This window comes from Chromobacterium piscinae (genome assembly GCF_021129175.1).
Classification (GTDB): Bacteria; Pseudomonadota; Gammaproteobacteria; order Burkholderiales; family Chromobacteriaceae; genus Chromobacterium; species Chromobacterium piscinae.
In genome coordinates this window covers 22,067-33,811 of record NZ_JAJOHV010000087.1, presented here as the reverse complement: position 1 = coordinate 33,811, position 11,745 = coordinate 22,067, and the positions used below count along the sequence as shown (strand labels likewise).

Genomic DNA, 11,745 nt, shown 5'->3' with positions numbered 1-11,745 from the left:
GCCGTAGAGTCCGCCGAAACCGGCCATCAGGTCGGTGCTGGCCGACTCCATCAGCAGCGGCACATTCACGCCGCCGTCGATCGCCAGGTAGGCGCGCATGCCACTGCTTGGCGCTTCCAGCCTCAGCGACTGGCCGGCGCGGAAGGCGGTGCGCCAGCCCGGCCATATCGGCTCGCCGTCCAGCGTGGCCCGGCAGTCGGCGCCGGCCAGCGCCAGCATGCCGTCGCGCAGCAGGCGAAAGCCTGCCGGCGGCAGCGTGATTTCCAGCGCGGCCGCGCCGGCGGGATTGCCCACCAGGCGATTGGCGACGGTCAGCGCCAGCGCGTCCATGGCGCCGGCGCGGCACACCCCCAGATGGCGCGCGCCGAAGCGGCCCAGGTCCTGCACCGTGGTTTGTGGTCCGGCCTTGATCACTTCCAGCATCAGGCGTCCCCCAGGGGAATGAAGCGCACGGCGTCGCCCGGCCGAAGCGGACAGGGCGGCTGGCGCGCGGGGTCGAACAGCACGGCGTCGCTGCGTCCTATGATTTGCCAGCCGCCGGGGGAAGCGGTGGGGTAGATGCCGGTCTGGCTGCCGCCTATGGCCACCGAGCCGGCCGGCACTTTTTGCCTGGGCGTGTCGCGACGCGGGGAGGCCAGCGCGGGGTCCAGGCCGCCCAGGTAGGCGAAGCCGGGCTGAAAGCCCAAGAAGAACACCGTATAGCGGGCGGCGGAGTGGCGGGCGACGACCTCGTCCGGTGTCAGGCCGCAGTGGCGTGCCACTCTTTCCAGGTCCGGACCGTGGCGGCCGCCGTAGCGCACCGGAATTTCCACCACCCGGGCGGCGTGCTCCGCGCCGTCCGCGCGTTGCCACAGCCGTCGCAGCCGGGCCGGCAGCGCGGAGGCGTTCGCGCCGGGGCGCAGTTCCAGCGTCAGGTTGTTCATGCCGGGGATGACTTCGCGGAAGTCGGAGTCGGCTCGCAGCTGCTCGGCCAGCCGCCAGATTCGGCGCTGGCGGTCCAGCGTGGCCGGCGGCGGCAGTTCCAGCACCAGCGCCTGGGCGCCCAGCCAATGAATGGCCGGCTGAGAAGAGGAATCTGATTGCATCGCGTGCGGGATGGCGTGAATCGGGAATATGGATATGATAATGGCTTGATTGGGTGCGATGATGCTATGTCGAGAATTTCTCGTCAATTTATCGCTGCCTCGCGGCCTGCCACCTGCTGTGGCGCAATATGGAGAGAATGGGTGTCAACGACGCAAGATTTGCCTAAGATCGTGTCCTCACAGCATCTGGTTTCTGAGCGCAGCCCGGAGCTGTCCGAGTTCGAGTTCAGCCTGACTGTGGTCAACAACGCTTTCCACCGCTGGATGGTGCGCTGCATGGCGGCGGCGGGCGAGAAGGACATGACGCCGACCGAGGTGCTGCTGGTTCATCACGTCAACCATCGCGGGCGGCAGAAAAAGCTGGCCGACATCTGCTTCGTGCTGAACATGGAGGATACCCACGTGGTGTCCTACGCCCTGAAGAAGCTGGTCAAGATGGGGTATGTGGAGAGCGAGAAAAGCGGCAAGGAAGTGCTGTTTTCCACGACGGAGAGCGGCCGCGAGCTGTGCGAGCGCTACCGCCAGGTGCGCGAGCAGTGCCTGATGGCGACGTTGGGGGACGGCGGCATCGCCAATCCGCTGATCGGCGACATCGCCCAGTTGATGCGCACCCTGGCCGGCATTTACGATCAGGCGGCCAGGGCCGGCGCCTCGTTCTGAGAACCTGTTCAATGTCTGCTGCGTGTCGGCGATACGGCGTTGAAAACAGCTTCAGAATGCTCATGTACCATTATGCGCATTCCGCTTCTTCTGCCGTTTTCGCCTTGTCTTGCGCGAGCTCGCGAGACTTTGAACAGGTTCTGAGACGGCTTCGGGCCTAGATGACGGCCCAGATCGCGAAAATGGCGGCCAGTATCAGCACCCCGGTCAGGATCTGCGAGGTGCTTTTTTCCTTCTGCAGCGCGCGCTTCATGCTGTCGTTGGCGCTTTCCAGCTTGTCCAGTTGCTGCTGCAACTCTGCGCGTGCCTCGTCCTGGCCGGCCAGCGTCTTAAGCATCTCCTCGCCGCCGAACTCCTTGACCGCCTCCTTGTTCCATACGCCCAAGAGCTTGCTCACCTTGTCCTTGAAGTACAGCGCGGTGCGCTGGGCGGGGTCCTGCCATTCGAACTGGAAGCCCTGGCCGGCGTAGAAGGCGTGGCAGCGCAGCCGTTCCTCCTCGGAGTGGGTCTGGCCCATGGTGATCATGCCGGGATTGATGGCGAACTCGGGGCAGACGCCTTTGGCCCAGGTGATGACGCTGGCGAACAGATAGGTGTCGAGCCCGCTGCCGGCCAGGCCGGGGCTGGGCTGCACGCCGCTCTTGGGGCCGAAAGTCACGCTCTTGCTGGGTCGGTCTACCCGGATCCAGGCTAGGTTGTAGACGGCGTGGAAGCGGCTGTCGTCGCCTTCCAGCGGCTGCCAGTGCGCGCCGTCGGAACGGGCGTAGCCGCGGAACTGCAGGCGAAAGTAGTCCGACTGGGCCGTCATCGCCCGGCTGCGCTGCAGGATGCCGTAGATGGGACGGCCGTCGGCGCTGAGGGTCAGTATGGTCTCCCCCAGCGGGATGGCCAGATTGGCCAGCGTGACTTCGCTTTCCGGCGGAGGCAGCGGAATCTCTTCCGTTGTCTGGTGGGGCTCGTTGTTCTGGGTATTGTTCGAAGTCATGTGGCAGTGGTTCTGTTGCTGGGTGGTCGTTTTGCATCCGCCGGACGCCATCGGCATGGGGATTCTATCCTACATTGTAGGGGAGCGCGCTTGCGCTTGCCGGTTGCGGGAGGTGGCGGTGCGGTTCATCGGGAATTTTGCTTTCCTGGCATGCTGGGCTTTGCCGGCGATGGCGGGCGGGATATGCGGCAAACCGATCCAGGTGGGTTGGGAGGAGCGGCCGCCATATCACTACCAGGGGAGGGATGGCCGGCCGGCAGGCTACTCGGTGGAGCTGCTGAACCAAGCGGCCGCGCGCATAGGCTGCAGCCTGGCGTATCGCCAGATTCCCTGGTCGCGCACCTTGCAGGAATTGCGGTTGGGCACGGTGGATGTCGCGATGCAGGCGCTGAAAACGCCGGAGCGGGAGGCGTATGCCTGTTTTGTGCCGGGCTACAGTTCCTCGCTGGTGCGGCTGTGGGCGCGCGGCGATCGCGTTGCGCATTGGCCGGTTTCCCAGCCGCAGGACCTGGGCAAGCTGGGCATGGTCAGGCTGGGCGTGACGCATGGCGACAGTTACGGCGAAGTATGGGACCGTTGGCTGAAAGCCCCTCCCGGCATGGTGAGGATCGATGCCGGGGAAACGCTGGCCGGCAGTTTGCGCAAGCTGCAGCTGGGGCGGATCGACTTGCTGCTGGCCACCATGGATACGGCGCCGAATGAGCTGGCCCGCTTGCCGCAGCAGCCGGCGATCGTGGCCCTGTCGCCGATATGGCCGATAGGCGGGGCCTTTTACGTCTTCAGCAAGCGTAGCGTGTCCCCCGAGCTGTGCCAGGCTTTTGCCGGCGCGCTGCGCGACATGAAACGCGACGGCGTAGTGGGCCGGCTTTACCGCAGCCGCTTCAACATCGCGTATCCCGATCCCTAGCCGCGCAGCAAGGGCAGCGGCGTAAAGCGTCCGCCCAGCACGTTGCGGCTGTCCTTGCCCCACCAGCCGTCTATCGCCGTGGCGTAAAGCTGGCGGAAATCGATCGCATGCGCCAGATTGCCCTCGCTGACGCCGGCCAACTGCGGCGTTTGGCCGTATAGGCCGCCGTTGACGCGGCCGCCCAGCGCGAAATGGACGTTGGCGGTGCCGTGGTCGGTGCCGCGGTTGCCGTTCTCGCGCGGGCGGCGGCCGAATTCGGCGTATGTCAGCAGCAGCGTGTCGTCCCAGCGGCCCAGCCGCGTCATTTCGCTTTTCAGCTGCGCCAGCCCGTCGGCCAATTCCGCCAGCAACCGCGCCTGCACCGGCTGCTGGTTGCCGTGGGTGTCGAAGCCGGTCAGCGTGATGCGGGCGACGGCGATGTCCACGCCGCGGGCCAGGGTGTCGGTCAGCGTTCGCACCGCCACGCCGAAACCGCCATTGGGCTTGGGGCCGGCGGTGGGCGCTTCGCTGGGCGCGGTTCGCGGCAGCGGCGCCAGGCTGGCGGCGGCCTGGCGGATGTCGCCTTCCACTTTCAAAATATGCTCCAGCGCCGCGCCGGCGTGGCCGGGCTGCTGGTCCGCCACCAGCTTGGCTTGGCGGGCGAAGTCTTGCGGATTGGACAGCACCACCGCGCGCGCGCCGCCATCCAGCGGCCCCAGCACCTGGCTGGACAGCACCACGCCGTCGGCGGCGAAGCTCTTCGGCGTCGGCTGCTCATGGAACAGCCGGGTCAGCCAGCCTTCGCTCAGGTATTGCTGGCTGGCCGAGGCGGTGTCCCAGATCTCGATCGAGCGGAAATGGGACAGATTGGGATCGGGGTAGCCGACGCCCTGCAGCAGCGCCAGCTGCTTGTCCCGCCACAGCGGCATCAGCGGCGCCAGCGACGGGTGCAGGCCGATGTCGCCGTTGATCTGCAGCACTTGCTCGCGGGCGACGGCGATGCCGGGGCGCAGCCGGTAGTAGTCGGCGCTGCCGTAGGGAACCACGGTGTTGAGGCCATCGTTGCCGCCCTTCAGCTCCACCAGCACCAGCAGGCGTTTGTAGCCGGCGGGGGCCAGCGCCCAGGACAGATTGGGCAGCACGGTCAGCATCAGGCCGGCGCCGGCCGTTTTCAGGAATTCGCGTCGTTTGAACATGGCGGGCTCCTCATTCCACCTGGTAGGCCGGGTCCAGCAGCAATTGGGCGATGGCCTTGGCGCCGCTGGCGTTCGGCGGCAAGGGGTTGGCCGGCGGCACGGCCAGCAGCAGCCGCGCGGCGTCGGCGGCGGTGCGGACGCCGTAGACGGCGGCCCATTCATCGGGTTGCAGCTTCATCGAATTCAGCCCGTTGCCGACGAAGCGGCGGATGCGCGCCTCGCGGCCAGCCATCTCGTTCAGGCTGCCGTCGGCCTGGGCGTAGGCGTCGCGCGCCGGAGCGGCGTCGCGGGCGATGCGGTCCAGGAACTGCTTGCGGGTGAGCAGGGTGGCGCTGTTGATCCAGGACTCGCCGCCGGGCCAGCCCTTGACGTTGGGCGGCGCGAATACGTCCTGGCCCAGCTGGCGGTTCAGGCCGGCGATCACCCGCCAGTCTGGCGGATTGAGATCGAAAGTCACCAGCGTGCCTATGGTCAGCTCCACCGGCGATTTCACCAGTTGGCCCTGGCTGCGCCAGAATTGCGGCGTCAACAGCAGCGCTCGCATCAAGGGCTTCAACTGGTAATGGCTGCGGCGGAAGTCGGCGGCCAGCTTGTTGACGGTGGCGGCATCGGGCGTCGGCGACACGAAGTTGCGCCATAGTTTGTTGGTGACGAATACCGAGGTGTTGGGCTGTTGCAGCAACAGGTCGATCACGTCGTCGCCGTCGAAATTGCCGCGCTGGCCGAAGATGACTTTTTCGCCGGTGTCGCGCAGCCGTGGGCGTACGATGAACTGGTCGTCGCGGTCCAGGCCCCAGCCGGTGAAGGCTCGGGCGGCCTCCCGGATGTCCTGTTCACTGTAGTGGCCTTCGCCCAGCGTGAACAATTCCATCACCTCGCGGGCGAAGTTCTCGTTGGGCTGGTCCTTGCGGTTGTTGGCGGTGTCGAGGTAGCGCATCATCGCCGGATCGCGCGCCACCGCGTGCAAGAGTTGGCCGAAGTCGCCCAGCGCGTAGTGGCGCAGCAGCAGGTTCTGCTGGTACATCATTTGCGGCGAGCGCACCTTGTCCAGCGCCGACACGAAATGGTTGTGCCAGAACAAAGTCATTTTCTCGGTCAGCGGCGACGGGGTGTTGCGCATTTCGGCCAGCCACCAGCTGCGCAGCTCCACCGCATGCTGGTTGCGCTCCTGCTGCAGCGCTTTTTTCTGTTCCTCGGTGAGGCCCGGCTGGCCGGGGCGCTCAAACGGCTCGTTGGCCCAACCCGGCGGCGGCGTCGCCGCCTGGGTGCGCGCGCCGGCCAGTATCCTGTCCACCGCAGCCTCGCGGCTGAGCGGCGCGAGCGCCTCAATCTGCGCCGGGTTGGCGCCGAAGCCAGTGCGCGCCAACAGGTGGCGGGCGCCGTCCGCGCCGATGCCGGCCAGCGCGAATAGCGGCAGGCCGAGCAGGGCGGAAGCGAGCAATATTCTTTTGATCATGGGTTCACCGCGGCAAGCCGTTTGCATAAGCGATTGATTGTGAGCATAGAGGGCAGTCTTCGCTCCGGTATTAAGCGGACCGGCCAGAGTGTTAAGTTGTTTGCGCATCTGGGCTATACTGTCGCCCTGTCACCGGGGGTGCCCTGCAAACGGGCTGAGAGACACCCTGAGAACCTGATCTGGATCATGCCAGCGGAGGGAGCGTGATGAAGCGGAACCTCGTCCGCCTTGCCTGCTTGCTCCGTGGCCGTACCGCGCGGAGATTGTCCATGAAGCTGTTCCCCAAACTTATCGTCGTCGCTTTGAGCCTGGCCGGCCTGTCCGCCCAGGCCGCCGAATTGCGTGTGCTCGCGCACAGCTCGTTCAGCGTCGACAAGCCGTTGCTCGCCGCGTTCGAGAAGCAGACCGGCGCCAAGGTGTCCATCATCAAGGCCGGCGACGCCGGCGAGATGGTCAACAAGCTGATCCTGACCAAGGGCAGCCCGATCGCCGACGTGGTGTTCGGCCTCGACAACAGCCTGATCGGCAAGGCCGAGCAAGCCGGCGCGCTCGCGCCGCTGCCGGCGGAGCTGGCCCGCGGCGGCAAGGTCAGCCTGCCGGGCGCGGCCGCCGTCGACTACGGCTATGTGACGCTGAACTACGACAAGGCCTGGTTTGCCAAGAGCAAGCTGCCGCTGCCCAAGACCCTGAATGACCTGACGCAGCCCGCCTACAAGAACCTGCTGGTGGTGGAAAACCCCGCCACCTCCAGCCCGGGCCTGGCTTTCTTGTCCGCCACCATCCATGCCTTGGGCGAGGACAAGGCCTTTGCCTTGTGGGGCAAGCTGCGCGACAACGGCCTGAAGGTGAGCAAGGGCTGGACCGAGGCCTATTACACCGACTTTTCCAAAAACGGCGGCAGCCGGCCCATCGTGGTCAGCTACGCCGCCAGCCCGGCGGCCGAGGTGTTCTACAGCAAGGACAAGCCGGTGGAGGCGCCGACCGCCAATCTGCTGCTGCCGGGCTCGGTGTTCCGCCAGGTGGAGGGCGCGGCGCTGGTCAAGGGTGGCAAGGAACCCAAGCTCGCTCAGCAGTTCATCGCCTTCCTGCGCTCGGACGCGGTGCAGAAAGATATCCCGACGCGGATGTGGATGTACCCGGCGATGGATAACATCCCGCTGGACCCGGTTTACAAGCATGCCGAGCAGCCGGCGGCGCACGATACGCCCGACAGCGCTACGCTGGCCGCCAAGCAGCGCGCCTGGGTCGGTCGCTGGACGCGGGTGGTGTTGAAGTCTGGCCAGTGATTTTCCTAGCCTCGCCTCTGTTATGATTTAGGCATGACTATTTGGATGCCCGCTCATGATTGAAGACGTCTCCAGCCCCCGCTTGATCCTGCGCCATCTGGACGCGGATTTTCTTGAATCCTGCCTGCGCGGCGACACTGACGCCGCCGCGGCGCGGCTGGGCAGCCGTCCAGCCGAAGGTTGGATGGTGGAGACCGCGCTGATGGCGATGCGGCTGGCCGATATGGCGGAAGATTCGGCCTACGCGCCGTGGTCGGTGCGGGCGTTGCTGCGCCGGGACGATCTGGCGATGGTCGGCCACATCAATTTTCATACCCGGCCCGGCCATCCCTATCTGAATGGCTACGGCGACGTCGAGCTCGGCTACGCGGTCTATCCCGAATTCCGCCGCCAGGGCTACGCCCGCGAGGCTCTGTTGGCCATGGCCGGCTGGGCGGCAAGCGGCGGCGCGGCGAAGCTGGTGTTGTCTATCGAACCCGGCAATCTGCCGTCGCAGCGGCTCGCCGCCCAGCTTGGCTTCGCCAAGGTGGGCCAGGTGCGCGACGACGACGGTTGCGAAGATGTGCTGACGGCTGATTGGCCGTTGCTTGGAGCCTTTGTTTGAAGCAGTCCGCCGTGCCCCGGCTGATCCTGGCCGGACTTCCGCTGTCCTTTCTCTTTCTGTTGGCCGTCGCGCCGCTGGCCCGGCTGTTGGCCGAAGGCGGCTTGCAGTTCAATCCCGCCTTGCTGGCCGACGGCTATCTGCGCTGGCGGCTGCTGTGGTCGCTGATCCAGGCGTCGGCCAGTTGCCTGTTGTGCCTGGCCCTGGGCATGCCGCTGGCCTGGATGCTGGCCCGCTACCGCTTTGCCGGGCGGGCGCTGCTGCTGCGGCTGCTGATGCTGCCCTTCGTGATGCCGACGCTGGTGGCGGCGATGGGCGTGCTGGCGCTGTTCGGGCCGCGCGGCGTGTTCGGCGTCAATCTGCAGGACACTCCATGGCTGCTGCTGTATGGCAATCTGTTCTTCAATCTGCCGCTGGTGGTGCGCGCCGGCTGCGACGGTTTCTCCCAGGTGCCGGCCAGCCGGCTGGCCGCCGCGCGCACGCTGGGCGCCACCCGCTGGCGGGCATTCTGGAGAGTGGAATGGCCGGCGGCGCTGCCGTGGCTGCTGTCCAGCCTGTGCCTGGTGTTTCTGTACTGCTTCTCCGGTCTGGGCCTGGCGCTGGTGCTGGGCGGCCAGCGCTACGCGACGCTGGAGGTGGAGATCTACACCCTGGTCGCTTACGAGCTGAATCTGGCCGACGCCGGCGCGCTGGCCTTGCTGGTGCTGTTGGTGTGCGGCGGCATCGCAGCCGTCTACGCTGCCTTGGCGCGCCGGCTGGCCGCCGCGGCCAAGGTGGAGCCCTTGCCGCTGCGGCGGGTAGAGCGCCTGGCTGAGCGATTGGCGCTGGCCGCCGCGTTGTCGGCGCTGCTGTTGTGCACCGGGCTGCCGTTGTTGGCGGTGCTGTGGCGCGGCCTCGCCGCGGGGGCGGAATGGGTGGCGCTGTGGGACGAGGATACGCGGCTGGCTTTGTGGAACAGCGCCCGTTTCACCGGCGTGACCGTGCTGGCGGCCGGCGCGCTGGGCCTGGCGCATGCGCTGGCTTGCGGCCGCAGCCTGGCGCTGCGCGCCGCCATCTTCCTGCCTTTCGTCGCCTCGCCGGTGTGCGTGGCCTTCGGCCTGCTGCTGCTGTATCCGCAGTGGAGCGGAGCGCTGGGCCTGTTGATGGCGGCCTACGCGCTGCTGGCCTATCCGTTGGTGGCCAAGGCCGCGCTGGCGTCGCTGGACGGCCAGCCGCCGCATTGGCTCGCCGCCGCCCGCGGCCTGGGCGCCGGCCCATGGCGGGCTTTCCGTCGCGTCACTTGGCCGTTGCTGCAGCCGGCGATGCGGCGCGGGCTGGCCTTCGCCGCCGCCACCGCGGTCGGCGAGTTCGCCGTCACGCTGTTCCTGTCGCGGCCGGAATGGCTGACGCTGACCACGTTGATCTATCAGCGGCTGGGGCGTCCCGGCGAAGCCAGCGCCGACGCGGCGATGCAGCTCTCCTGCGTGCTGATGCTGCTGGCGCTCATCGTTTTCTGGATCATCGAAACCGCCGGCGGGGCCGGCCCGGAGGAGGACAGCCGTGCTGACGTTGCGAAACCTGAATAAACGCTTCGGCGAACGCGTGGTGGCCGACGACGTGTCGCTGACGTTGTCCGCTGGCGAGACTCTGGCTCTGCTGGGGCCGTCCGGCTGCGGCAAGAGCACGCTGCTGAAAATGATAGCCGGCTTGGAGCGGCCGGACTGCGGCGCGCTGGCTTTCGACGGCGAGGATCTGGCCCGGGTGCCGCCCGAGCGGCGCGGCTTTGCGCTGATGTTCCAGGACTTTGCGCTGTTTCCGCATCTGGACGCGCTGGGCAATGTGATGTTCGGCTTGATCGAGCAGGGCGTCTCCAAGCGCGACGCGGCTAAACGTGCGCAGGCGATGCTGGCCTGCGTGGGTCTGGCCGAGCACGGCGCGCGCAAGGTGTGGACGCTGTCCGGCGGCGAGCAGCAGCGGGTGGCGCTGGCGCGGGCGCTGGTCACGCGTCCCAGGTTGCTGTTGCTGGACGAGCCGTTCTCCAGCCTGGACGCCGATCTGCGCCGGCTGCTGCAGCGCGAATTCCGCGATTTGCTGCGGGAGGCCGGCATTCCGGCCATCATCGTCACCCACGACCGCGACGAGGCGTTCGCGCTGGCGGACCGGGTGGCGGTGTTCAAGGACGGCAGGCTGCTGCAATGCGCCGCGCCGCGGCAGCTGCTAGCCGCGCCGGCCAATGCCTGGCTGGCGCGCTTCATCGGTTTCGACAATGTGCTGGAGCATGCGGCGGTGCCGCCGGGCGCGCTGCTGCTGGGCGACGATCAGCCGCCGGCGCGCATCGTCGAGCTGACGCCGCTGGCGGACGGCCTGCGGTTGAGGGTGGAGGCCCAGGCCGGCCCGCTGGCGTTGATGCTGTCTGCGCGCGAGATGGAGTGGCTGGGCGACGCGCTGTTCGTCGGCGGGACGCTGGGCGTCGGCGTCGACGAATCGCGCTTGCTGCGCTTCCCGCTCAGCTCTTGACCTGTCCCCACACCTTGGCCAGCAGGCGCAGCAATTGCTGGCGCTCCTGGGCGTCCAGGTGCGAGGTCAGGCCGGCGCAGGCGCGCCAGAAGTCGGGCAGCGCTTGCTCCAGCAGCGCGCGGGCTTCCTGGGTCAGGCTTAGCTGCAGGCTGCGGCGGTCGGCGGGGTGGGGGTGGCGGGCGATCAGCCGACGCTTCTCCAGCCAGTCCAGCAAGCCGGTGGCCGAGGCGCGGGTGATGCCGAAGTAGTCGGCGATGCTGGATGGCGTCGGCGGCTCCGCGCCCAGCCGGCCGTCTTCGAACAGGCGAAACAGCAGCAATACGTGCAGCTTGTTTTCCGAAATGCCCAGCGGCGACAGGTGTTGGTTCAGACGCAGCAGCACGTCGTCGCCCAGCCAGAGCAGCAACAGGCCGGCGGCGGCTGCGTCCTGCGGCGTGTCGGCGTCGGCGGTATCCGCCATCAGTTGCAGATGGGGCGCCATCGCGGCGCTGGCGTCTTGCGGGTGTCGTGCGTCCATGAGGATTCGCCTGGCTGGGTTGTGGCTATGTTATGGGCCGCGATGATGCTAGCTGAAAAGGCGCGGCGCGTCGAACTCCGTTCTCGCATATTTTATTAGTTTAACTAATTATATGTTTGTCGTATTATTTGAAAGCCGGCATCAGCCGGCTTCATATGGAAAAGGAACGGAGATGACTATCGAAGTGCAAGCTTTGCATCACGTCGGCTTCAGCGTGCCCAAGCATCAAGTGGCGGCGCTGCAGGATTTCTACGGCCAGGTGTTCGGCTTGGCGGCGGACCCATCGCGCTGGCATATACCCGGCGTGCCCGGCAGCTTTCTCGATTTGCCTAATGCCACCCAGCTGCACATCATGGGCAAGGATGGCGTGTCGCCGTACGCCCAGGGCAAGGGACAGGACCCGGTAAGCAACCATGTCGCGTTGACGGTGGCCAGCCTGGAGCGGGCGGCGGCTGAGCTGAAGGAGAGAGGCATCGCCTTTTTCAGCCAGCGCAGCGTGGCGGCGGACAAGCTGGAGCAGCTGTTCGTCCGGGATCCGGCGGGCAATCTGCTGGAACTGCGGCAGGGCTCAGACTGA

The 11,745-nt window shown here is 67.0% G+C and carries 13 protein-coding genes and 1 riboswitch; of the genes, 7 read left to right on the top strand and 6 right to left on the bottom strand.

The features are described from left to right. A partial coding sequence (locus LQR33_RS19630; RefSeq protein ID WP_414626568.1) for a 5-oxoprolinase subunit C family protein occupies positions 1 to 423 on the bottom strand: 423 nt, incomplete at its 3' end. Then, positions 423 to 1,085 (bottom strand): 5-oxoprolinase subunit PxpB, encoded by a 663-nt coding sequence (gene pxpB / locus LQR33_RS19625; RefSeq protein WP_221666098.1) that lies wholly within the window; start codon positions 1,083 to 1,085, stop codon positions 423 to 425. The genes pxpB and LQR33_RS19630, both read right to left, overlap by 1 nt. Positions 1,086 to 1,226: 141 nt before the next feature. Between pxpB and LQR33_RS19620 the strand changes: the two genes are divergently transcribed. Next, the gene (locus LQR33_RS19620; protein ID WP_046158266.1) at positions 1,227 to 1,745 is read left to right on the top strand and encodes a winged helix DNA-binding protein; all 519 of its coding nucleotides are present in this window, start codon (positions 1,227 to 1,229) and stop codon (positions 1,743 to 1,745) included. Between the two features lie 157 nt (positions 1,746 to 1,902). On the opposite strand, the gene LQR33_RS19615 is transcribed toward LQR33_RS19620, so the two are convergent. Continuing rightward, entirely contained in the window at positions 1,903 to 2,730 is an 828-nt protein-coding gene (locus tag LQR33_RS19615; RefSeq protein WP_166441609.1) for a hypothetical protein, read from the bottom strand. A gap of 169 nt (positions 2,731 to 2,899) precedes the next feature. On the opposite strand from LQR33_RS19615, the gene LQR33_RS19610 reads away from it, so the two are divergent. Further along, positions 2,900 to 3,637 (top strand): substrate-binding periplasmic protein, encoded by a 738-nt coding sequence (locus LQR33_RS19610; RefSeq protein WP_166441610.1) that lies wholly within the window; start codon positions 2,900 to 2,902, stop codon positions 3,635 to 3,637. Here LQR33_RS19610 and LQR33_RS19605 read toward each other — a convergent pair. Both LQR33_RS19605 and LQR33_RS19600 read right to left on the bottom strand, forming a co-directional pair. Next, the gene (locus tag LQR33_RS19605; protein ID WP_166441611.1) at positions 3,634 to 4,812 is read right to left on the bottom strand and encodes a DUF1501 domain-containing protein; all 1,179 of its coding nucleotides are present in this window, start codon (positions 4,810 to 4,812) and stop codon (positions 3,634 to 3,636) included. The two genes, LQR33_RS19610 and LQR33_RS19605, sit on opposite strands and share 4 nt — an antisense overlap. A gap of 10 nt (positions 4,813 to 4,822) precedes the next feature. Continuing rightward, positions 4,823 to 6,268: a DUF1800 domain-containing protein gene (locus LQR33_RS19600; protein WP_231179074.1), complete on the bottom strand. Its 1,446-nt coding sequence runs from the start codon at positions 6,266 to 6,268 to the stop codon at positions 4,823 to 4,825. 124 nt (positions 6,269 to 6,392) lie between these two features. Further along, a riboswitch (TPP riboswitch) is annotated at positions 6,393 to 6,487 on the top strand. A gap of 50 nt (positions 6,488 to 6,537) precedes the next feature. On the opposite strand from LQR33_RS19600, the gene LQR33_RS19595 reads away from it, so the two are divergent. Genes LQR33_RS19595 through LQR33_RS19580 form a run of 4 tightly spaced genes read left to right on the top strand, consistent with a single transcriptional unit; the run spans position 6,538 to position 10,651 of the window. Then, positions 6,538 to 7,554 carry a thiamine ABC transporter substrate-binding protein gene (locus LQR33_RS19595; RefSeq protein WP_166441613.1) on the top strand — a complete coding sequence of 339 codons (1,017 nt, stop codon included), beginning with the start codon at positions 6,538 to 6,540 and terminating at the stop codon, positions 7,552 to 7,554. 55 nt (positions 7,555 to 7,609) lie between these two features. Then, entirely contained in the window at positions 7,610 to 8,158 is a 549-nt protein-coding gene (locus LQR33_RS19590; RefSeq protein ID WP_231179073.1) for a GNAT family N-acetyltransferase, read from the top strand. Next, complete coding sequence (locus LQR33_RS19585; protein ID WP_231470157.1) at positions 8,155 to 9,720, top strand: ABC transporter permease; 1,566 nt, start codon at positions 8,155 to 8,157, stop codon at positions 9,718 to 9,720. The genes LQR33_RS19590 and LQR33_RS19585 overlap by 4 nt, the downstream gene beginning before the upstream one ends. Continuing rightward, positions 9,695 to 10,651 (top strand): ABC transporter ATP-binding protein, encoded by a 957-nt coding sequence (locus tag LQR33_RS19580; RefSeq protein WP_166441616.1) that lies wholly within the window; start codon positions 9,695 to 9,697, stop codon positions 10,649 to 10,651. Before LQR33_RS19585 ends, LQR33_RS19580 begins: the two co-directional genes overlap by 26 nt. On the opposite strand, the gene LQR33_RS19575 is transcribed toward LQR33_RS19580, so the two are convergent. Further along, on the bottom strand, positions 10,641 to 11,168 hold the full coding sequence (locus LQR33_RS19575) for a MarR family winged helix-turn-helix transcriptional regulator (RefSeq protein ID WP_221666092.1): 528 nt from the start codon (positions 11,166 to 11,168) through the stop codon (positions 10,641 to 10,643). The two genes, LQR33_RS19580 and LQR33_RS19575, sit on opposite strands and share 11 nt — an antisense overlap. A 172-nt stretch (positions 11,169 to 11,340) precedes the next feature. Between LQR33_RS19575 and LQR33_RS19570 the strand changes: the two genes are divergently transcribed. Then, entirely contained in the window at positions 11,341 to 11,745 is a 405-nt protein-coding gene (locus LQR33_RS19570; RefSeq protein WP_231470156.1) for a VOC family protein, read from the top strand.